The sequence below is a fragment of the Enterobacter wuhouensis genome, from assembly GCF_035835995.1.
GTDB classification, from domain to species: domain Bacteria; phylum Pseudomonadota; class Gammaproteobacteria; order Enterobacterales; family Enterobacteriaceae; genus Enterobacter; species Enterobacter wuhouensis.
In genome coordinates this window covers 3,728,824-3,748,478 of sequence record NZ_CP142124.1, presented here as the reverse complement: position 1 = coordinate 3,748,478, position 19,655 = coordinate 3,728,824, and the positions used below count along the sequence as shown (strand labels likewise).

Annotated in this window: 21 protein-coding genes; 6 read left to right on the top strand and 15 right to left on the bottom strand. The window is 58.9% G+C overall.

All coding sequences use genetic code 11. The features are described 5' to 3' along the window. Positions 1-4: 4 nt before the first annotated feature. A complete protein-coding gene (locus VPX56_RS17810) occupies positions 5-382 on the bottom strand; it encodes a DUF4440 domain-containing protein (protein ID WP_326468043.1) in 378 nt (125 codons plus the stop codon). Continuing rightward, a complete protein-coding gene (locus tag VPX56_RS17805) occupies positions 379-1,581 on the bottom strand; it encodes an MFS transporter (RefSeq protein ID WP_326468041.1) in 1,203 nt (400 codons plus the stop codon). The genes VPX56_RS17810 and VPX56_RS17805 overlap by 4 nt, the downstream gene beginning before the upstream one ends. A gap of 110 nt (positions 1,582-1,691) precedes the next feature. On the opposite strand from VPX56_RS17805, the gene VPX56_RS17800 reads away from it, so the two are divergent. Continuing rightward, on the top strand, positions 1,692-2,579 hold the full coding sequence (locus VPX56_RS17800; protein ID WP_326468039.1) for a LysR family transcriptional regulator: 888 nt from the start codon (positions 1,692-1,694) through the stop codon (positions 2,577-2,579). On the opposite strand, the gene VPX56_RS17795 is transcribed toward VPX56_RS17800, so the two are convergent. After that, positions 2,576-2,983: a MarR family winged helix-turn-helix transcriptional regulator gene (locus VPX56_RS17795; protein WP_131633726.1), complete on the bottom strand. Its 408-nt coding sequence runs from the start codon at positions 2,981-2,983 to the stop codon at positions 2,576-2,578. The genes VPX56_RS17800 and VPX56_RS17795 overlap by 4 nt on opposite strands. A gap of 172 nt (positions 2,984-3,155) precedes the next feature. On the opposite strand from VPX56_RS17795, the gene VPX56_RS17790 reads away from it, so the two are divergent. Genes VPX56_RS17790 through VPX56_RS17780 form a run of 3 tightly spaced genes read left to right on the top strand, consistent with a single transcriptional unit; the run spans position 3,156 to position 5,407 of the window. Beyond that, positions 3,156-3,758 (top strand): non-oxidative hydroxyarylic acid decarboxylases subunit B, encoded by a 603-nt coding sequence (locus tag VPX56_RS17790; RefSeq protein ID WP_326468038.1) that lies wholly within the window; start codon positions 3,156-3,158, stop codon positions 3,756-3,758. Further along, on the top strand, positions 3,748-5,175 hold the full coding sequence (locus tag VPX56_RS17785; RefSeq protein WP_326468036.1) for a non-oxidative hydroxyarylic acid decarboxylases subunit C: 1,428 nt from the start codon (positions 3,748-3,750) through the stop codon (positions 5,173-5,175). The genes VPX56_RS17790 and VPX56_RS17785 overlap by 11 nt, the downstream gene beginning before the upstream one ends. Positions 5,176-5,185: 10 nt before the next feature. Continuing rightward, entirely contained in the window at positions 5,186-5,407 is a 222-nt protein-coding gene (locus tag VPX56_RS17780; RefSeq protein ID WP_326468034.1) for a non-oxidative hydroxyarylic acid decarboxylases subunit D, read from the top strand. 139 nt (positions 5,408-5,546) lie between these two features. Here VPX56_RS17780 and mutS read toward each other — a convergent pair whose 3' ends face one another. Both mutS and VPX56_RS17770 read right to left on the bottom strand, forming a co-directional pair. Then, on the bottom strand, positions 5,547-8,108 hold the full coding sequence (gene mutS / locus VPX56_RS17775) for a DNA mismatch repair protein MutS (protein ID WP_263610300.1): 2,562 nt from the start codon (positions 8,106-8,108) through the stop codon (positions 5,547-5,549). Between the two features lie 113 nt (positions 8,109-8,221). Continuing rightward, positions 8,222-8,452 carry a SymE family type I addiction module toxin gene (locus VPX56_RS17770; protein WP_131633730.1) on the bottom strand — a complete coding sequence of 77 codons (231 nt, stop codon included), beginning with the start codon at positions 8,450-8,452 and terminating at the stop codon, positions 8,222-8,224. 174 nt (positions 8,453-8,626) lie between these two features. On the opposite strand from VPX56_RS17770, the gene VPX56_RS17765 reads away from it, so the two are divergent. Then, a complete protein-coding gene (locus VPX56_RS17765; protein ID WP_326468030.1) occupies positions 8,627-8,971 on the top strand; it encodes a nitrous oxide-stimulated promoter family protein in 345 nt (114 codons plus the stop codon). Positions 8,972-8,976: 5 nt separating this feature from the next. Here the strand turns inward: VPX56_RS17765 and VPX56_RS17760 are convergent, their stop codons facing one another. The 10 genes from VPX56_RS17760 to hypA all read right to left on the bottom strand — a co-directional run bounded on the left by VPX56_RS17760 (position 8,977) and on the right by hypA (position 18,908). Further along, complete coding sequence (locus VPX56_RS17760; RefSeq protein ID WP_326468028.1) at positions 8,977-10,197, bottom strand: MDR family MFS transporter; 1,221 nt, start codon at positions 10,195-10,197, stop codon at positions 8,977-8,979. Between the two features lie 15 nt (positions 10,198-10,212). After that, a complete protein-coding gene (eitC, locus tag VPX56_RS17755; protein ID WP_326468026.1) occupies positions 10,213-10,974 on the bottom strand; it encodes a siderophore ABC transporter ATP-binding protein EitC in 762 nt (253 codons plus the stop codon). Further along, a complete protein-coding gene (locus VPX56_RS17750) occupies positions 10,974-12,011 on the bottom strand; it encodes a FecCD family ABC transporter permease (protein ID WP_263610297.1) in 1,038 nt (345 codons plus the stop codon). The genes eitC and VPX56_RS17750 overlap by 1 nt, the downstream gene beginning before the upstream one ends. Next, positions 12,011-13,009, bottom strand: a complete 999-nt coding sequence (gene eitA, locus VPX56_RS17745; protein WP_326468023.1) for a siderophore ABC transporter substrate-binding protein EitA — start codon at positions 13,007-13,009, stop codon at positions 12,011-12,013. The genes VPX56_RS17750 and eitA overlap by 1 nt, the downstream gene beginning before the upstream one ends. 151 nt (positions 13,010-13,160) lie before the next feature. Next, positions 13,161-15,233: a formate hydrogenlyase transcriptional activator FlhA gene (gene flhA, locus VPX56_RS17740; RefSeq protein ID WP_131633736.1), complete on the bottom strand. Its 2,073-nt coding sequence runs from the start codon at positions 15,231-15,233 to the stop codon at positions 13,161-13,163. 62 nt (positions 15,234-15,295) lie between these two features. Further along, the gene (gene hypE / locus VPX56_RS17735) at positions 15,296-16,306 is read right to left on the bottom strand and encodes a hydrogenase expression/formation protein HypE (protein WP_263610294.1); all 1,011 of its coding nucleotides are present in this window, start codon (positions 16,304-16,306) and stop codon (positions 15,296-15,298) included. Continuing rightward, positions 16,303-17,424, bottom strand: a complete 1,122-nt coding sequence (gene hypD, locus VPX56_RS17730; RefSeq protein WP_326468020.1) for a hydrogenase formation protein HypD — start codon at positions 17,422-17,424, stop codon at positions 16,303-16,305. Before hypD ends, hypE begins: the two co-directional genes overlap by 4 nt. 3 nt (positions 17,425-17,427) lie before the next feature. Next, complete coding sequence (locus VPX56_RS17725) at positions 17,428-17,700, bottom strand: HypC/HybG/HupF family hydrogenase formation chaperone (protein ID WP_119936001.1); 273 nt, start codon at positions 17,698-17,700, stop codon at positions 17,428-17,430. Beyond that, positions 17,691-18,554 (bottom strand): hydrogenase nickel incorporation protein HypB, encoded by an 864-nt coding sequence (gene hypB, locus VPX56_RS17720; RefSeq protein ID WP_131633739.1) that lies wholly within the window; start codon positions 18,552-18,554, stop codon positions 17,691-17,693. Before hypB ends, VPX56_RS17725 begins: the two co-directional genes overlap by 10 nt. 3 nt (positions 18,555-18,557) lie before the next feature. After that, complete coding sequence (gene hypA / locus VPX56_RS17715; protein ID WP_131633740.1) at positions 18,558-18,908, bottom strand: hydrogenase maturation nickel metallochaperone HypA; 351 nt, start codon at positions 18,906-18,908, stop codon at positions 18,558-18,560. Positions 18,909-19,119: 211 nt separating this feature from the next. Between hypA and hycA the strand changes: the two genes are divergently transcribed. Next, positions 19,120-19,584 carry a formate hydrogenlyase regulator HycA gene (gene hycA / locus VPX56_RS17710; protein ID WP_131633741.1) on the top strand — a complete coding sequence of 155 codons (465 nt, stop codon included), beginning with the start codon at positions 19,120-19,122 and terminating at the stop codon, positions 19,582-19,584. The last annotated feature ends 71 nt before the right edge of the window (positions 19,585-19,655 follow it).

Below are 19,655 nucleotides of genomic sequence, written 5' to 3'. Positions count from 1 at the left end.
TGCGCTACGGCTGCGCCGTTTCGTGCAGCAGTCGCCATGCAATCCTGTCGCCTTCGTGGTTGAGCACCGCGGTCGACCAGCGCACGTTTACGGGCTGACCCGGGCGCGTCTGCGTCTCCCTATAGTGAAGCACCGCGCCGCTGTCCCACGTCTGCAGCGTCGTTAACGCATCGATGGTAATGTTGAGGCCGGGTCGACTTCCGCGCTGGGCGTTCAGAAAGCTGGCGAGGGCGTGATGATCTAAATGGGCTCCGCTCGGAGGAACCATCAGAAAGTCCGGCCGGAAACGGGCGAGCAGGGCATCAACATCACCTTCTCCTGCCCCGAGCCAGTTCTCAAGCGCGACGTGGATGTCGATGATCTCGTGTTCGTAATGCGTCATGGTTTCTCCTGTTGCAGCTGCGCTAGCACCTGCGTGTTGTTAAGACGGAAAACGTACGGTACGGGCAGTAAGGTTATGGCTGCGGCAAACGCAAACATCCCGTGCCAGGCGGTGAGCGGCGCAAGATAAGCCTGCATGATGTTCAGCACCTGAGCCAGCAGCAGTGCACCCGCAAAAAAGCTCAGCTGACGATTAAGGTTCCATAGCGCGCTGGCATCCGGCATATCCTCGCGGCGCGTCGTCAAAAACGCGCTGCTCTGGGCCGTGCTGCTGCACAGACTTCCTCCTGCGCCCATCAGCGTAAACGCAACGGCAGGCAACAGCGTTGTCGAGCTGACGTTAATCAAAAGCAGAATACCCATCGCCTGCAAAAGGCAGCCAATGACGATCAGAGGCCGGGGACCGATACGGTTGAAATAGCGTCCCGTCGCCGCGATCGCCATAAACGATGCCACAGACCAGGGCAGCATAAGCATTCCCGTTGCGCTGGGCGTCATGTTGGCCTCGCTCTGAAGGTAATACATTCCCGTTACGTTTACGCCAATAAAGATGCCGGGTACGCACACGTAGATGAGCATGGAAAAGCGCATCAGCGGGTCCCCCAGCAAAGAAAGGTTTAAAAGCCTGGTTGTGTTTACGGGTGATGATTCAGCATTAAGCCACGCGCAGGCCAGCACAAACGTGACGATAGCCACGGGCAGCGTGGCAAAAAATATCCAGCGCCAGCTAAGGGCCTGAACCAGCGCACCGCCCACGGCGGGGGAACAGGCGGGCGCTAACAGGGCAACCAGCATCACTGCGGAAGAGAGTCTGGCGCGTTCGTGGGGCTTGAACTGTTGCCAGGCCAGCGCTTGCCCGACCGGGATCAGCAGCCCGCCCCCGACGCCCTGCAGCACGCGCCAGGCGATCAGGCTTTCAAGAGAAGAAGCCAGGCCGGAAGCCGCTGAGGCCGCGCTGAAGAGAACCAGCGAGAGAAGGATTACGCGCTTCGGGCCGGCGCGGCGCGTCAGGATGCTGCTGAAAGGGATGACGAGCGTCAGGCCGGCAATATACCCGTTGCTCACCCAGGCAAGCGCGGAAGGCGTGGCGTTAAACGCGCGAGCCATTGCCGGGAAGGCGACGCTGGCAATAAACATGTTAATCAAATCAAGGAACAGGCCGAGCAGAAAGACTACGGCGATTTTGCTGCGATACGTCATGGTGGCTCCTCCGGTGAGGTGGCGTATCGTATCGGCCCGCACGCTGCGGATAAACGCGACAAAGCGCGATATACTGTCAAAAATATTTTGACAGTAGGCAGGGAAAAACGATGCTTAATCTCCAGCGTACGGCAATGTTTATCGCCGTGGCCGATACCGGCAGCTTCACGGCTGCCGCTGAGGCAATGGGGCTGACAAAAGCCGTGGTGAGTTTCAACATTCGCCAGCTTGAAGATGAGCTGGGAGTTACGCTGCTGCTTCGTTCCACGCGACGCCTGACGTTGACCGAGGCGGGGAAGCTATTTCATCAACGAAGCGTCATGCTTTTAAGAGATGCGGAACGCCTTCAGGATGACGTACGCGTCAACCATGCCGGGCTAACGGGGGATTTACGGATCACCACCACGCCCGAATATGGCTCGCAGGTCGTGGTCCCTTTACTGGCTGAATTCAGCCAGAAGCACCCGGATCTTCGCGTGCGTCACGTCTCTTCCTCATTGCATGCTGACCTTATCTCGGAGCGCTTCGACGTCGCTATCCGGCTGGGCACGCTTGCAGATTCGCGCTACCACGCCGCACTGATGACGTCCTTCACCATTCTGCCCGTGGCGACGCCCGGCTGGCTGGTTAAGCATCCGATGGAATCGCTGGAGCAGCTGGCGGAGGCGGACTGGATCATTCACGAGCGCCTCGCGTCTCCGCTGCGCTGGCAGGTGAAAGACGCCGGCGGACAGACGGTATTTCTTGAGATCAAGAAAGCCCCGCGCCTGTATGCAGACAGCGCGCAGGCGCTGATGGCGTTCGCGCTGGCCGGGTGCGGCGTGGCGCTGCTGCCGGAGTGGCTGGTGCGCCACGCCCTGGATGCGGGGGCGCTGGTATCGCTTTTGCCGGAGTACGCGTTTGCTCAGCAGGGCATCTATGCCGTATATCCGGATGCACAGCATGTGCCCGCGAAGGTGCGAACGTTTATCGATTTTATGCGCGCGAGGGTTAACTAATCGTGCATCATCTTTTTGATGAGCGCTGAAAATTGCTCGCGCTCAGCCCCGTTGAGGCGCCCTAAAAATGCCTCATCTACCTCATTTCCTACCGGTTTACAGCTCTCAAGCAGGGCCTCACCTTCAGCCGTCAGAAAGACAAACCGACGGCGCTTGTCCGCAGGATCGTGCTCGCGCTTGACCAGGCCGCGTGATTCCATGCGGCTCAGCATTTCGGCCAGCGTCGCCTTGGTGCTCACGGCAACTTCCGTCAGTGCGACCTGCTCAATGCCTGGATTTTCAGCAATCGACCGGAGTACAGCGTATTGCGGCTTGGTCAGTTCCGGCAGGGCATGTTGCCACTGAGCGGTATGCTGTTGAAAAAGCTGCCGCAGCAGGTGGAACGCTTCTTGTCTTAACTCCATGAACACTCCGACGGAAAAATACTCCCTCTATGATAGCCGCTATCGGCTCTGATTTTAACGCGCCTGTTTTTAGCAATTAGTGTGATCGTATGCGAACGATCTTGTCAGCAACGGCATCCGGGAGTAATTTAAACAATATGTTCGTACACGAACGAATTAATTGAGGTACTGAATGAGATTGATAGTCGGAATGACGGGAGCAACAGGCGCGCCGCTGGGCGTGGCCCTTTTGGAGGCGCTGCGCGATATGCCGGAGGTAGAGACCCATCTGGTGATGTCGAAATGGGCGAAAACAACCATTGAGCTGGAAACGCCTTATACCGCGCAGGACGTTGCGGCACTGGCGGATGTGGTCCATAGCCCGGCTGACCAGGCCGCGACCATCTCCTCCGGCTCGTTTCGTACCGACGGCATGATCGTCATTCCGTGCAGCATGAAAACGCTGGCGGGTATCCGCGCAGGCTATGCCGAAGGGCTGGTAGGGCGTGCGGCAGACGTCGTCCTCAAAGAAGGACGCAAGCTGGTGCTGGTGCCGCGAGAAACTCCGCTGAGCACCATCCATCTGGAGAACATGCTGGCGCTTTCCCGCATGGGCGTGGCGATGGTGCCGCCTATGCCTGCTTATTACAACCACCCGCAAACCGCCGATGACATTACTCAGCACATCGTTACCCGCGTGCTCGACCAGTTTGGTCTTGAGCATAAAAAGGCGCGTCGATGGCACGGCCTGCAGGCGGCGAAACATTTTTCACAGGAGAATAAAGATGGCATTTGATGATTTGAGAAGCTTCCTGCAGGCGCTCGATGAGCAAGGGCAGCTGCTGAAAATTGAGGAAGAGGTAAACGCCGAGCCCGATCTGGCGGCGGCCGCCAACGCCACCGGCCGCATTGGCGACGGCGCGCCCGCGCTGTGGTTCGATAATATTCGCGGCTTCACCGATGCCTGCGTGGTTATGAACACCATCGGCTCCTGGCAGAACCACGCCATTTCGATGGGGCTGCCTGCGAACACCCCGGTAAAAAAACAGATCGACGAGTTTATTCGCCGCTGGGACAAATTCCCGATCGCGCCCGAGCGCCGCGCCAATCCTGCATGGGCGCAGAACACGGTGGATGGGGACGATATCAACCTGTTTGACATTCTGCCCCTGTTCCGCCTGAACGACGGCGACGGTGGTTTTTATCTTGATAAAGCGTGCGTCGTGTCGCGCGATCCGCTCGACCCCGATCACTTCGGCAAGCAGAACGTCGGTATCTACCGCATGGAAGTGAAGGGCAAGCGCAAGCTCGGCCTGCAGCCGGTTCCGATGCACGATATCGCTCTGCATCTGCACAAAGCGGAAGAGCGCGGTGAAGACCTGCCGATTGCGATTACGCTAGGCAACGACCCGATCATCACCCTGATGGGGGCCACGCCGCTGAAATACGATCAGTCCGAGTATGAAATGGCCGGGGCGCTGCGTGAAAGCCCGTACCCGATTGCCACCGCGCCGCTGACCGGCTTCGACGTGCCGTGGGGTTCTGAAGTGATCCTCGAGGGCGTTATTGAAGGCCGCAAGCGTGAAATTGAAGGGCCGTTTGGTGAATTTACCGGACACTATTCCGGTGGCCGAAATATGACGGTTGTACGTATCGATAAAGTCTCCTATCGCACCAAACCGATCTTTGAGTCGCTCTATCTGGGCATGCCGTGGACCGAGATTGACTATCTGATGGGTCCGGCTACCTGCGTGCCGCTCTACCAGCAGCTGAAAGCGGAATTCCCGGAAGTGCAGGCGGTGAACGCGATGTATACCCACGGCCTGCTGGCGATTATCTCCACCAAAAAACGCTACGGCGGCTTTGCCCGCGCGGTCGGTTTACGTGCCATGACCACGCCGCACGGTCTGGGCTACGTGAAGATGGTAATCATGGTGGATGAGGATGTCGATCCGTTCAACCTGCCGCAGGTAATGTGGGCGCTGTCATCGAAGGTAAACCCTGCGGGGGATCTGGTGCAGCTGCCGAACATGTCGGTACTGGAACTTGACCCCGGCTCTAGCCCGGCGGGCATAACCGACAAGCTGATTATTGATGCCACCACGCCGGTTGCGCCGGACAACCGTGGCCACTACAGCCAGCCGGTACAGGATCTGCCTGAAACCAAAGCCTGGGCTGAAAAACTGACCGCGATGCTGGCGGCACGCCAATAAGGAGGAAAAAATGATTTGTCCACGCTGTGCCGATGAGCACATTGAAGTGATGGCGACATCACCGGTGAAAGGTATCTGGACCGTTTACCAGTGCCAGCATTGTCTGTATACCTGGCGCGATACCGAACCGCTGCGCCGCACCAGCCGCGAGCACTACCCGGAAGCGTTCCGCATGACGAAGAAGGATATTGACGAGGCGCCGCAGGTGCCGACGATCCCGCCGCTGCTGTAAAAAAAGCCCGGTGGCGCTGCGCTTACCGGGCGATAATATTGTGCGCTTTGTTTTGCCGGGTGGCGGCTTCGCCTTACCCGGCCTACAAAACCGGTAGGCCCGGTAAGCGCAGCGCCACCGGGCGAATGACCGTAGAAAACTAAACCAGACTCTTCAACCGATAAATCCACTCCAGCGCCTGACGCGGCGTCAGGGAATCCGGGTCGAGATTCTCCAGTGCTTCCACCGCTGGCGACGTCTCTTCCGCCGGGGCCAGCAACGACATCTGCGTACCGTCAATCTGCGTAGCTGCCGCGTTCGGCGACAGGCTTTCCAGCTCCCGCAGTTTTTGACGCGCGCGTTTAATCACCTCTTTTGGCACGCCTGCCAGCGCCGCTACGGCCAGGCCATAGCTCTTGCTTGCCGCGCCATCCTGCACCGTGTGCATAAAGGCGATGGTATCCCCATGCTCCAGCGCGTCGAGATGAACGTTGGCAACGCCCTCCATTTTTTCCGGCAGCTGCGTCAGCTCGAAGTAATGGGTGGCGAACAGCGTCATTGCTTTGATTTTATTTGCCAGGCTCTCAGCACAGGCCCAAGCCAGGGACAAGCCATCATAGGTTGACGTTCCGCGGCCTACCTCATCCATCAGCACCAGGCTGTGTTCGGTGGCGTTATGCAGGATGTTCGCGGTTTCGGTCATCTCAACCATAAAGGTTGAACGGCCGCTTGCCAGATCGTCCGCCGCCCCTACGCGGGTGAAGATACGGTCGATTGGGCCGATCTCCACTTTTTGCGCAGGAACGTAGCTGCCGATATAGGCGAGAAGGGCGATCAGCGCGGTCTGGCGCATATAGGTACTTTTACCGCCCATGTTAGGGCCGGTAATGATCAGCATTCTTCTCTGCGGTGACAGACTCAGCGGGTTAGCGATGAACGGCTCGTTCAGCACCCGTTCAACCACCGGATGGCGGCCTTCGGTAATGCGAATGCCGGGCTTATCGGTAAAGGTCGGGCAGGTATAGTTCAGCGTTTCTGCACGCTCGGCCAGATTCACCAGTACATCCAGCTCCGCCAGCGCGCCCGCGCTGAGCTGCAGGTCGGCCAGGTGCGGCATCAGCATGTCGAACAGTTCGTCATACAGCTGTTTTTCGAGCGCCAGCGCTTTGCCTTTCGAGGTAAGGACTTTGTCCTCATACTCTTTAAGCTCAGGAATAATATAGCGCTCGGCATTCTTCAACGTCTGGCGACGCACGTAGTGAATCGGTGCCAGGTGACTCTGCCCACGGCTGATCTGAATGTAATAGCCGTGTACCGCGTTATAGCCCACTTTCAGGGTGTCGAGGCCCAGCCGCTCGCGTTCGCGAATTTCCAGCTTATCGAGATAGTCCGTTGCGCCATCTGCCAGCGCGCGCCACTCATCCAGCTCTTCGTTATAGCCAGGGGCAATGACGCCGCCGTCACGCACAAGCACCGGTGGCGCATCGATGATGGCGCGCTCCAGGAGTTCGCGAAGCTCGGTAAATTCGCCCATGGTTTCGCGGAGTTTCTGAACCGGCTCGCTGTTAACGTCACTCAGCTGTGCACGCAGTTCCGGCAACTGCTGGAAAGCATGACGCATGCGTGCGAGATCGCGCGGGCGAGCCGTACGCAGCGCCAGACGCGCCAGAATACGCTCCAGATCGCCAACCTGGCGTAATACCGGCTGCAGATCGGTATAACGATCCTGCAGGGCGGCAATGGTCTGCTGGCGGCCAATCAGCGTGTCGGTATCGCGAACCGGCATATGCAGCCAGCGCTTCAACATGCGGCTGCCCATCGGCGTGACGGTGCTGTCGAGCACCGAAGCTAGGGTATTTTCGACGCCACCGGCCAGATTCTGGGTGATCTCCAGATTACGGCGCGTGGCGGCATCCATGATGATGCTGTCCTGCTGGCGCTCCATGGTAATAGAGCGGATATGCGGCAGGGCGGTACGCTGGGTATCTTTCACATACTGCAGCAGGCAGCCGGCTGCACACAGCCCGCGCGGCGCATTCTCTACGCCAAAGCCAATCAGATCGCGGGTGCCAAACTGCAGATTAAGCTGCTGACGCGCCGTATCAATTTCGAATTCCCACAGCGGGCGACGACGCAGGCCGCGACGCCCTTCAATCAGCGCCATTTCGGCGAAGTCTTCGGCGTAGAGCAGCTCAGCCGGATTGGTACGCTGCAGCTCGGCGGCCATGGTTTCGCGATCGGCAGGTTCACTCAGGCGAAAACGCCCGGAACTGATATCCAGCGTGGCGTAGCCAAACCCTTTACCGTCCTGCCACAGCGCCGCCAGCAGGTTATCCTGACGCTCCTGTAGCAGCGCTTCGTCGCTGATGGTGCCGGGCGTAACGATGCGCACGACCTTGCGCTCAACCGGACCTTTCGAGGTAGCCGGATCGCCAATCTGTTCGCAAATGGCGACGGATTCACCCTGATTCACCAGTTTGGCCAGGTAGTTCTCAACCGCGTGATGCGGAATACCCGCCATCGGGATAGGCTCACCCGCAGAGGCACCGCGTTTGGTCAGTGAGATGTCGAGCAGCTGCGACGCACGTTTAGCATCGTCGTAAAATAGCTCGTAAAAATCGCCCATACGATAAAACAGCAAGATTTCCGGATGCTGTGCCTTCAGCTTCAGATACTGCTGCATCATAGGCGTGTGTGCGTCGAAATTGTCGATTGTGCTCATGGAGTGATGATGTCCATTTCCTTGAAAATATTGCGCTTTGAGCGGCTCAAAGGCCGTTAGTTCCCTCTATTGTCGCATGAAAAAAAGATGCGGCGCAGTAAAATGTCGCGACTTTACGAGGCTCCTTCCGACATTAATTCGATAATGATTTTTCCACGCTCAACGCCGACCCGAACCTGCGAGTTTGTGGTAAATCCGGCCTGTTCTAACCAGTCTCCCTTTAAGCTCAGGGCGGCATGCACGCTGTAGCGTGTGGGAATTTTAGTCTTGCGGTCTTCATGCCGTTTTCTGAAATATCCCACTTTAAGGTGGCGATACGGTTTGGTGATAGCGATCTCTTGCATAGCGGCTCCTGCGGTGTTGGCGGTGACTGTTATTAAAGCCTGTATAAAATACCAGTAAAAATGAGGCGGTGCGGGCTTAAGAGTGGAAGGCGGATTCAGAAAACGAAATGCAACAACTGAAATCGATACCGTAAAGGGGTATTATGAATACACTTTATTACCCGGTACCCCGTCATGACTGGTAAACGCATCTCACGAGAAAAAGAGACGATCGCCAAAATGATCGCCCTGTATGAAAAACAGTGCCCGCAGGCCTCAAAAGAAGAAGGGCATTATCAGGCCTTGAATGCCTATGCCGATAAACGCCTGGATAAATGCGTCTTTGGTGAGGAAAAGCCCGCCTGCAAGCAGTGTCCGGTGCACTGCTACCAGCCGGTGAAGCGTGAAGAGATGAAGCAGGTTATGCGCTGGGCAGGGCCGCGTATGCTGTGGCGTCATCCGATCCTGACTATCCGCCATCTCATCGACGATCGCCGCCCGGTGCCGGAATTACCGGAAAAGTATCGCCCGAAAAAGTAGCCGTTTCAGCGTCTCAATGGACGACAAATGATGTTCAGCGCCACCGCGCTGCACAGCGGGAACAGCGCCAGCAGCAGCCAGGGATAAACCGCCTGCGCTGAGGGCACAAGCGCCCGATCCAGCAGGCTGCCAAACAGCAAATTTCCCGCCAGCACCGCGATGCCGCCTGCAGTAGAGAGGGCGCCATAGTGCGCACCCAGCGTTGATTCCTCGGCGAAATGCGGGATCAAATCTTTTGCCGACGGCACCAGCAGCATTTGCCCCAGCGTCAACAGGGTGACGAAAATTGCAGAGGGCAGCAGCCGCAGCCAGCCTTCCGACGGCTCAGTCGATGCAAACAGGGCCACGCTCGCAAAGGAGGCGGAGAGCAGCAAAAAGCCCACCGGTAAAATTTTGACCGCGCCGACTCGTCTGGCGACACGCGCCAGCGGCAGCTGAAACGCGATAATCAGCACCGAGGCCAGCATAAAAAGCGGCCCCAGATCTTTCTCGGTGCCGCCGGAGCGCTGGATCTCCACCGGCAGCGCCAGGTACAGCTGGTTGTAGCTCAACAGCCATGAGCTGTAGGCGATGATAAAGGCCACAAAACGCGGCTGGCGGAACGTCGTCCACCAGGGAAGAATGTTGAGCGCCCGCTGGCTCTGATGCGCAGCAGGCAGGCAGAAAAACAGGATCGCCAGCGCCGCGATAAATATCCCCGCGCCCGCCAGCGCGACCTGGCGAAAGCCCAGCCCCGTCAGCAGCGCGCCCGCCACGGGGCCCAGCACCGCGCCGAGTTCGCCGCACACGGCAAAGAGCGCAAACCACTCCGCCCGGCTGCGTTTTCCTTTCGCCTCGCTTTGCGTGCCTGCTTTTGCCAGCAGCGCCTCAATGGAGGGCGAGAAGAGCGCGCCGCCGATGCCGGTCAGACACGCCCCGAGAATAATGGGCCACAGCGATTGCCCGAAGGCCAGCAGCAGATAGCCCGCGACGCGGATAACGCAGCCGCTCAGGATAACGACCTTCGCGCCGTATTTGTCCGAAAGCGCGCCGCCGACGATAAACATGCCCTGCTGCGAAAACGTGCGCAGCCCGAGCACCAGCCCGATAAGCCCGCCGGAGAGCAGCATGTCGTCGCGTAAAAATATCGCCAGGAAAGGCACGACGGCGTAAAAGCCGATGTTAAACACAAACTGGCTGCCCAGTAATACGGGCGGCCAGAGGGTCGTGGCGGTGCGCAGGGGCATACCGTCTACTCGCTCCTACACGATAAAGTGAATGTGCTTTTTGCCATGGTACGGGGAGATCTCAATTTTGGTTTTCACTCTGAACACATCCCAGAGCAGCTCCTCGGATAAAATCTCCTGCGGGGTTCCCGTGGTCACAATTTGCCCTTTTTGCATCACTATCAGCGAATCGCAGAACATCGACGCGTGGTTGAGGTCGTGGATGGCGACGATGCTGGTGACGGGTAATTCGCTGATCAAGTGCATCAGCTGCATTTGATGATGAATATCCAGGTGGTTGGTCGGTTCATCCAGCAGGATTTCTGTCGGAGCCTGAGCCAGCGCGCGGGCAATATGGACGCGCTGGCGCTCTCCGCCGGACAGGCTCAGCCAGCCCTGCTCGCCGCGGTCCAGCATGTCCACGCGCGCAAGGGCGGCGTTGACGATTTCGTCATCCTGCGCGCTCCAGTTCGAGAAGGCAGAGTGGTGCGGAATACGCCCGAGCTTTACCACGTCGCGCACGCGCATGTTGGCGTCGGTCATGCCGTGCTGCTCAACGAACGCCACGCGGCGGGCAAGCTGCTTTTTGGCAATGCGGGAAATGTCCTGGCCGTCGAGGGTCACGCAGCCGGCATCCGGGCGGCGCAGCCCGGCGAGGATACGCAAAAGGGACGATTTGCCGCAGCCGTTTGGGCCAAGCAGTCCTACCGTTTCGCCCCGGGAGACCTTCAGCGAGACGTCATTCACGATGACTTTTTTACCTACCTTCCAGGTAATATTTTCAGCGCAGATACTCATCACTTATTCCTTGAGCGATAGATAATCACGGCAAAGAACGGGACGCCAACCAGCGCGGTCACCACGCCGACGGGCAGGCTTTGCGGGGCAATCAGCATGCGCGAGGCAATGTCTGCCAGCACCATCAGGATCGCGCCCGCCAGCGCGCTGGCAATAAGTAGCGTGCGGTGCAGCGGACCGAACAGGAAGCGCATGATGTGCGGTACCACCAGCCCGACAAAGCCGATAGAGCCTGCCATGCTGACGATCGTCGCGGTAATCAGCGCGGTGGCGGTAAATAGCGCCAGACGCACCCAGGGCACGTTAATGCCGAGCGACGCGGCGGCATCGTCCCCGAAGGTGAACGCATCCAGCGCGCGGGAGTAGTAGAGACACACGGCCAGACCCGCCAGCACCACGACCAGCGCCAGCTGGAACTCGGGCCAGCGCACGCCGCTAAAGCTGCCGAGCAGCCAGAACATCACGTCGCGCGCCTGCTGCGCGCTGGCGGAGGTGCTGATGGTGTAGGCGGTAATGGCGTTGAACAGCTGCGAGGCGGCAACCCCTGCCAGGATCGTACGCTCATTGCCGCCGCGCGCGCCGTTCGTCAGGAAGGCGACAAAGGCGAAAGCGGCGAACGCCCCGGCAAACGCGCCCGCAGAAAGCGACACCGCGCCGGTGCCGATGCCCAATACCACGACGGACACTGCACCCGTAGACGCGCCTGCGGACACGCCCAGCACGTAGGGTTCCGCCAGCGCGTTTTTCAGCAGGCTTTGCAGCACGGCGCCGCAGATGGCAAGCCCGGCACCGCAGCAGGCCGCCACCAGCGCGCGGCTCAGGCGGAAGTCCCAGATAACGCTCTCATAGATGCGGTTGAGCGGAACCTCGGTCAGCCCCAGCTTATTACCGATAGCGTAAAAGACGTTAGAGAGCGGAATCGACAGTTCGCCGACGCTGACGCCAAGGGCAATCACCAAAAATAACAGGACGATAGCAAGCAGAGCGGACGTGGTCAGGAACAGGCCCTGTCGGGCCTGCAGTACGGCTGCCGTCATCAGTTCAGCCCCAGCTTTCTGAGCTGTTCGCCCACCTGTTCAGCCCCGTAAATCGTACGAATCGTCGGGTTCATGGCCTGACCGTCCATCACCACGATATGGCCTTTTTTGACGGCATCGAGCTGGCTGACGGCGGGATCGCTTTTCAGAAATTTGATTTTCTCTTCCGCGTTATCGAGCGCCCAGCGGTTACGATCCAGGCTGGAGACGACGATCACGTCCGGGTTGGCGGCAATAATGCTTTCCCAGCCCACGGTCGGCCATTCGGTTTCGGAGGTGATGGCGTTATGGCCGCCCAGCACGTTGGCAATAAATCCGGAGGCGCTGTTTTTACCGCCAACGTAGGCATCAGCAGACGGGGATGCGCTGGAGAACCAGAAGACGAACGACAGATCTTTTTTGCTCTTACCGAACTCCTGACGCAGGTCGGCCTCGCGTTTTTTGAAATCGGCAATGACGGCCCGACCGCGATCTTCAACGTTGAAAATTTTGGCGAAATCTTCGATCTCTTTATAGAGATAGGTCATATCCCACAGCGTCTGGCGGCTGCCGTACATATCCCCGGCCGCTTTTTTGGTGGCGCACATGCCCGGCGATAAATAGCTGTTCACGCCGACGGTGGCCAGATCTTCCCGTTTGGCGACCTTACTCTCTGGCCCAAGCAGCAGGGGAAGCTGGGCAGGAACAAAGTCAGGGTTTTGCGAAAGGATGGATTCAAGGGTAGGAATTTCAACCGTCAGCGTCTTCACTTTTGCGTTCTGTTCAGCCAGCTGCGGCAAGACTTTGGTCGGCCAGAAGGCGCTGGCTTTGACCTTATCTTCCAGCCCCAGCAGAAGCAAAATCTCCACCGTATTCTGACCAAGGGCAACGACGCGCTCAGGCGGTTTGGTAAACGTCTCTTTGTAGCCGCAGTTTTCAATCGTCAGCGGATACGTTGTTGCCAGAGCAGAGCCGATCGACGCAACCGCCAGACCTAACGCAAAGATGACCTTTTTCATTACACGCTACCCTTCATTAAAATTATTATTAATGCAAATGAAACGCATTATTGAGGCGGAATTTTATACAGAGGAAAATATATTGTGTCAATGAGGGACAATTGCGCGGGGTAACGAAAGGCGGCGCCCGCAACGGCGCCGGAATGACGGGTTAAACCAGGCTCTCTTTATCGATTCCCAGACGCTTCATGCGTGAGAGCAGGGTGGTGCGCTTCAGCCCCAGCCGCTGGGCCGCGCCTTTTGGCCCCGCAACGACGCCGTTCGTCTCCTTGAGTACGCGCATTATCAGCTGATATTCATCTTCGCCGTCCTGCGCCACCTCTGCCGCAGCGCGGGTTTCGTCCGGCGGCGAGATTTCAGGCAGGGAGAGCTGAAGAACGCTTCCGCGCGTCAGCAGCACCGCGCGCTCAATGACGTTTTCCAGCTCGCGCACGTTGCCCGGCCACTCCATCGACGAAAGGGTACGCAGCGTTTCGGCGGGGATGCTGTCGATGTTTCGCCCCATCCGCCGCGCAATTTTGGCGGTAAAGGCCTTCACCAGCAGGGGGATATCTTCCGGGCGCTCGCGCAGCGGCGGCAGGCAGATCGGGAAGACGTTCAGGCGGTAATAGAGATCGCTTCGAAATTCGCGGTCGGCGACCATTTTTTTCAGGTCGCGGTTGGTGGCGGCAATTAGCCGCACGTCGGTCTGGATAAGCTTGTTGCTGCCAAGGCGCTCAAACTCCTGCTCCTGCAGTACGCGCAGCAGCTTGGGCTGTAGCTCCAGCGGCATATCGCCCACCTCGTCGAGGAACAGCGAGCTTTTGTCCGCCAGCTCGAAACGCCCCAGCCGCTGGCTGCTTGCCCCGGTGAACGCGCCGCGTTCGTGGCCGAACAGATCGCTTTCCAGCAGGCCCGCGGGCATGGCGGCGCAGTTCATCTTCACCATGCGGCGGCTGTTGCGGTTGCTCAGGTTGTGAATAGCCCTGGCGATCAGCTCCTTGCCGGTGCCGGTTTCGCCGAGGATCAGCACCGTGCTGTCGCTCTGCGCCACCATCTCAACCTGCTTGAGCACGCTGTACATGGCGTCGCTGCGCCCGATGATTTCGCCAAACTCGCTGTCGACGTTGTTGAGCTGTTCGGTCAGGGCCAGGTTCTCATCCACCAGCCGTTCTTTCAGGCGATGAATTTCCTGATAGGCAAGGGCGTTATCCAGGGCAATAGAGATGCGCTCGGCGATCTGGCGCAGCAGCTTCAGGTTGGCGGTGGTAAACACGCCTTCCTCGCACTGCGCCAGCTTCAGCACGCCCAGCATGGTGTTGCCGGACATCAGCGGCAGCAGGCACAGCGTCTGGATTTTGTTGCCCCAGGTGTTAAACAGCATCCGCTCGTACGGCGCGACCGGGTCCTGCTCGTTGAGGTTAAGCAGCAGGATCTCTTTGCTTTTAAACACTCGCTCAGAAAGCGTACCCGCTTCGTCCACTTCGCTCTGCTCGTGCGCAGGGTTGGCTTCATCGAGATAATGCGTGGAGTAGATGTTCAGCTTGCCCTTGCGGTGCCCGCGCAGCGCAATGCTGATGGCGTCGATTTTGAAATAGTGGTGGATCTCTTTCGAGACTTCGCTGACCAGCTCGTCCATGTCGAGCCGTGACAGCACGGCGTTGGTGATGGCGACCAGAATGCGAAAGTTGTCGCGCTCGCGGCTCAGCAGGTCGAAATCCACGTTGTTGGTGACCCGGCTTTGGATCTGCTCTGCCACCACGCCCACAATCTGGGTGAAGGTATGCAGGCGTTCGTACTCCGCCTCGGTCCAGGGCTGGTCCGTATTGCGGATAAACTCGCAGCCGCCAAAGATGTGGCCTTCCGCCGCCAGGGGTAACATGCAGTAATGGCCGAAAGGCTGGTAAATATTGCTCTCCGCCAGCTTTGGCCAGGCCTGTCGAAATTCCGCAAAGTTGCAGTGCAGTACCTCCGGGCGGGAAAGAATGCGCCGCACCGGACCGTGCGCCAGAAAGGTTTCATCTTCGTATTCAAAGGGTTTGCCGTTATCACGCGTTGAGTAATAGCTCGCGCGATGCGTTCCGCTATGCCAGAGCACAACGGCGGCGCTGTCGGCCAGCGCCGATTGCCTGACCAGCCGCGTCAGGGCATCGCTGAGCGAACCGAGATCGGGCTGCTGTAAAAGTGTGCGCGTGATGTCAAACAGGCCCTGCTGTCCTAGATCGCTCATCGGTGTATACGGCATTATTGCTTTCCACTTGAAACTGGCAAAAAGATAAATTGAGTGCTGACCGCTTATGGCGCGGTCTAGCAAATACGGGGTAACGGCTCCGCGTGCGGGAGATCCAGCGTACGCTTAACGCCATACAGTCCGGCCAGGCGCACCCCTTTGCGCTCAACCACCTCGCCGATGATTGCCGCATCCTTGCCTAAGGGATGTGCGCTCAGCTGCGCAAGTACGGCTTCCGCCGCCGCGCGATTCACGCCGATGACCAGCTTGCCTTCGTTAGCAAAGTTTAGCGGATCGAGGCCTAATAGCTCGCACAGCCCGCGCACGGCAGGTTTAACCGGCAGACCGCGCTCGGTCAGTTCGATGCCGTACCCGCAGCTTGCGGCGAACTCGTGCACCACGGCGTTGACGCCGCCTCGCGTGGCGTCGCGCAGGGCTTTTACCCCCGGAATGGCGCGTAGCGTCTGGATAAGCGGAGTGAGTACCGCGCAGTCGCTGCGCAGCTCGCCGTCCAGCCCCAGGCCTTCGCGGAGGTTAAGAATCGTTGCCCCGTGGCAGCCCAGCGTTCCGCTGACGATCAGCACGTCGCCCGCGGCAAGCTGCTGCGCGCCCCAGTGGATATCGGCGGGGATCGCCCCCATGCCGGCGGTGTTGATGAAAAGCTTATCGGCCGCGCCGCGCTGCACCACTTTGGTATCCCCGGTCACGATAGCAATGCCCGCCTCGCGCGCGGTCTGCGCCATGCTGTTGACCACCGCCGCGAGCGTCTCCATTGGTAGCCCTTCTTCGAGGATAAACCCGCACGAGAGGTAGCGGGGGACCGCGCCGCTAACGGCTACGTCGTTCGCCGTACCGCAGACGGCGAGCTTGCCGATATCGCCCCCCGGAAAGAACAGCGGGTCAATCACGTAGCTGTCGGTGGAGAAGGCCAGCCGGTCGCCCTGCGCGGTCAGGGTCGTGAGGTCAATGCGCGCCTGGTCTTCCTGTTCGGCAAGCCAGGGATTGTTAAACGCCTCCATGAACAGCCGGTTAATCAGCTGCTGCATCGCCTGTCCACCGCTTCCGTGCGCCATTTCAACCGTGTTCATACTTCACACTCCTGATTGCGATACTGATACCACGCGGCACATGCGCCCTCAGAGGAGACCATCAGCGCGCCAAACGCGGTTTGCGGGTTACAGGTGTTACCCAATAACGGGCATTGATGCGGTTTACATTTTCCGGTGAGTACCTCGCCGCAGCGGGCGCGCGGATCGTCGCAAACCTGCTGCGGCTGCGGGCGGAAATGCGCCTCGGCGTCGAACGAGCGGTAGGCCGGCGTTAATCTCACGCCGGATTCGGCAATCAGCCCCAGGCCGCGCCACTCGCTGCCGCCTTCGACGCAAAACACGTCGGCTATCGCCTGCTGGGCGAGCGCATTGCCCGCATCAGGCACCACGCGGCGATACTGATTTTCTACCGCGCTCAGGGCCGCTATTTTCTGCTCAACCAGCATGGTCACGCCTTGCAGTAGATCAAGCGGTTCGAAACCAGCGACCACTAACGGACGATTGTACCGTTCAGCGATAAAGCCGTAGGCGTCTGTGCCAATCACCATGCTGACGTGGCCCGGTGCCAGAAAGGCGTCTATCCCGTTTCCCGGCTCTTCCAGCAGGTTGCGCAGCGTGGGAATGAGCGTAATGTGCTGGCAAAAAAAGAAAAAGTTGTCGAGCTTACGCGCTTTCGCCTGCTGGAGCGTGATGGCGGTGGCGGGCATGGTGGTTTCAAACCCCAGGCCAAAAAACACGACCCTGCGCGAGGGGTTATTCTCTGCCAGCGTCAGGGCATCGATCGGCGAGTAAACGATCCGCACGTCCGCGCCGCGCGCCTTCGCCTGCAGCAGCGATCCCTTTTTCCCCGGCACGCGCATCGCGTCGCCAAAGGTGCAGAAGATCACGTCGGGATGGCTGGCGATTTCAATACAGCTGTCGATGCGCCCCATCGGCAGAACGCAGACCGGGCAGCCGGGGCCGTGGATAAACTCGATGTTTTCCGGCAGCAGCTGGTCGAGGCCAAACTTGAAGATGGCGTGGGTATGCCCGCCGCACACCTCCATGATCCGCAGCGGTTTTTCTTTCGTGTAGTCCAGCTGCGCCGCGCGCGTTTTCAGGTGCCCGATAAGCTGCATCACCTGTTCCGGCGCGCGGTATTCATCAACGTAACGCATATGCTATCGCTCCTCGCCGAACAGGAGCGCGCCTACGTCAGGCTCCACGTCGAACATGTTTTGCAGGGCGTCGAGGGTGTCGCGGGCTTCCGCTTCATTTATTACGCTCATCGCAAACCCCACGTGGACCAGCACCCACTGGCCGAGGCGCGAGGCGCCCGTTTCGTCAGTGCTGCCTACCAGCGTCAGGTCGACGTCGCGCAGGATGCCGCAGACCTCGACTTTGGCCTGATTCCCGTCAATGGAATGGATCTGCCCCGGTACGCCTATGCACATCGTTCACTCTCCAGCCAGTTCAGCCAGGCGTCCATGCCGTCGCCGCGCGTGGCGGAGACCAGCAGGATCTGAATCTCCGGATTCACTTCCCGGGCATACGCCAGACACTTATCCACGTCGAAATTCAGGTACGGCAGCAGGTCAACTTTGTTCAGCAGCATGATGGAGGCCGCAGCAAACATATGCGGATATTTCAGCGGTTTGTCTTCCCCTTCTGTCACGGAAAGCACTGCGACCTTGTGTCGTTCGCCAAGGTCAAAGCTCGCCGGGCAGACCAGGTTGCCGACGTTTTCAATAAACAGGATGCCGTTATCCGCCAGCGGCAGTCGCGGGGCGGCATCGGCAATCATCTGCGCGTCCAGATGGCAGCCTTTGCCGGTGTTGACCTGAATCGCCGGGGTGCCGGTTTCGCGAATGCGCGCGGCGTCATTAACGGTTTGCTGATCGCCTTCGATAACGGCGCAGGAGACGCGCGCGTTCAGGCGTTTGAGCGTTTCGGTCAGCAGCGTGGTTTTGCCGGAACCGGGGCTGGAGACCAGGTTCAGCACCAGCTGTTTACGGGCGGCAAAACGGGCGCGGTTGCGGGCGGCGAGCCGGTTATTTTTGTCCAGCACGTCGATCTCCACCTCCAGCATCTGGCGCTGGCTCATGCCCGGCGCGTGGGTACCCGCCTCGCCGTGGCCGTAGTGCAGATCGCCCGCAGCGGATTGTTGCGGGGCGAAGGTGATACCGGTTAAGGCCGCCGCAGGCCGCGGGGCAGGAGAAAAGGGCGCGGAGCGAAACGCGGAGTGGGGACGGTGTTCATCCCCTTCTATATACAGGTTGCCTTCGGCGCAACCGCAGGTGCTACACATAACTTACTCCTTCTCGATTTCGAGGCGTTGGATCTGCATACCGTCGTCCGCCACGATGCGCAGCCCGGCGCTCTGGCACTGCGGGCAGCGCTGAACCTTTGATGACAGCAGGGTGACGTACTGCTGGCACTGCTCGCACCAGCACTCCGCCTGCTGCTCGTCGATATGCAGCTCGCATCCTTCCGCCAGCGTACCGCGGCACACCAGCTCAAAGCAGAAGGTGAGGGCGCTGGTCTCGACGCAGGAAAACGCGCCAACCTTCAGCCAGACGCCGGTAACGCGCTTCGCGTGGTTTTGCACTGCCTGCTGTTCGATAAGCTCCAGGGCCCGCTGGCAGAGGGTAATTTCGTGCATGACGCCTCCTCAATGATTTGCGCCATTCAATGCAATAACGGTGCCAGCTTGATTTTTGTTAAGGCGTGACGATGTCAACGCTGTCGAAATGACACGTCGACACCCCGATGATGACAGCGTGAGCTTCGTTAAATCCTTTAAAATTCAATAAATTAAAAACTGGCACGGAATCTGCTTAACAGCCGCTATCTCCATTACGCGGATACCTTTTATGACTATTTGGGAAATTAGCGAAAAAGCTGACTACATCGCGCAGCGTCACCAGCAGCTGCAGGATCAGTGGCACCTCTACTGCAACTCTCTGGTTCAGGGGATCACCCTGTCGAAAGCCCGCCTGCACCACGCCATGAGCTGTGCGTCGCAGGGGGATATGCGCTTTGTGTTATTCGGTCACTTTACGATCAACGTCACTCTGGCAGAGAGTTTTAACAGCCACACCATCGAGTACTACGTCGAGACAAAAGAGGGTGAAAAACAGTGTATTGCGAAGGCGCAGCTGATGGCCGACGGCATGGTGGACGGTCACGTCAGCAATCGCGATCGCCAGCAGGTGCTTGAGCACTATCTGGAGAAAATCGCGCCGGTGTACAACGGGCTCTACGCGGCGGTTGAACACGATTTGCCGGTCAACCTGCAGCAGCTGATGGATGGAAACGCCCCGGCAAACGTGGCCTGAATATCGCGTGTCGAGATGTGTCGACACGACAGTTTTTTCGTCAAAAATGACCATCACCAGAGGATTGCCCG

Bases quoted from the DNA above. Each gene is read 5' to 3' on its own strand.
- VPX56_RS17805 (WP_326468041.1), bottom strand. From the start codon at position 1,581: ATGACGTATCGCAGCAAAATCGCCGTAGTCTTTCTGCTCGGCCTGTTC.
- hypB (WP_131633739.1), bottom strand. From the start codon at position 18,554: ATGTGTAGCACCTGCGGTTGCGCCGAAGGCAACCTGTATATAGAAGGG.
- eitA (WP_326468023.1), bottom strand. From the start codon at position 13,009: ATGAAAAAGGTCATCTTTGCGTTAGGTCTGGCGGTTGCGTCGATCGGC.
- hycA (WP_131633741.1), top strand. From the start codon at position 19,120: ATGACTATTTGGGAAATTAGCGAAAAAGCTGACTACATCGCGCAGCGT.
- VPX56_RS17795 (WP_131633726.1), bottom strand. From the start codon at position 2,983: ATGGAGTTAAGACAAGAAGCGTTCCACCTGCTGCGGCAGCTTTTTCAA.
- flhA (WP_131633736.1), bottom strand. From the start codon at position 15,233: ATGCCGTATACACCGATGAGCGATCTAGGACAGCAGGGCCTGTTTGAC.
- VPX56_RS17770 (WP_131633730.1), bottom strand. From the start codon at position 8,452: ATGCAAGAGATCGCTATCACCAAACCGTATCGCCACCTTAAAGTGGGA.
- mutS (WP_263610300.1), bottom strand. From the start codon at position 8,108: ATGAGCACAATCGACAATTTCGACGCACACACGCCTATGATGCAGCAG.
- eitC (WP_326468026.1), bottom strand. From the start codon at position 10,974: ATGAGTATCTGCGCTGAAAATATTACCTGGAAGGTAGGTAAAAAAGTC.
- VPX56_RS17800 (WP_326468039.1), top strand. From the start codon at position 1,692: ATGCTTAATCTCCAGCGTACGGCAATGTTTATCGCCGTGGCCGATACC.
- VPX56_RS17785 (WP_326468036.1), top strand. From the start codon at position 3,748: ATGGCATTTGATGATTTGAGAAGCTTCCTGCAGGCGCTCGATGAGCAA.
- hypE (WP_263610294.1), bottom strand. From the start codon at position 16,306: ATGAACACGGTTGAAATGGCGCACGGAAGCGGTGGACAGGCGATGCAG.
- VPX56_RS17750 (WP_263610297.1), bottom strand. From the start codon at position 12,011: ATGACGGCAGCCGTACTGCAGGCCCGACAGGGCCTGTTCCTGACCACG.
- hypD (WP_326468020.1), bottom strand. From the start codon at position 17,424: ATGCGTTACGTTGATGAATACCGCGCGCCGGAACAGGTGATGCAGCTT.
- VPX56_RS17760 (WP_326468028.1), bottom strand. From the start codon at position 10,197: ATGCCCCTGCGCACCGCCACGACCCTCTGGCCGCCCGTATTACTGGGC.
- VPX56_RS17765 (WP_326468030.1), top strand. From the start codon at position 8,627: ATGACTGGTAAACGCATCTCACGAGAAAAAGAGACGATCGCCAAAATG.
- VPX56_RS17810 (WP_326468043.1), bottom strand. From the start codon at position 382: ATGACGCATTACGAACACGAGATCATCGACATCCACGTCGCGCTTGAG.
- VPX56_RS17780 (WP_326468034.1), top strand. From the start codon at position 5,186: ATGATTTGTCCACGCTGTGCCGATGAGCACATTGAAGTGATGGCGACA.
- hypA (WP_131633740.1), bottom strand. From the start codon at position 18,908: ATGCACGAAATTACCCTCTGCCAGCGGGCCCTGGAGCTTATCGAACAG.
- VPX56_RS17790 (WP_326468038.1), top strand. From the start codon at position 3,156: ATGAGATTGATAGTCGGAATGACGGGAGCAACAGGCGCGCCGCTGGGC.
- VPX56_RS17725 (WP_119936001.1), bottom strand. From the start codon at position 17,700: ATGTGCATAGGCGTACCGGGGCAGATCCATTCCATTGACGGGAATCAG.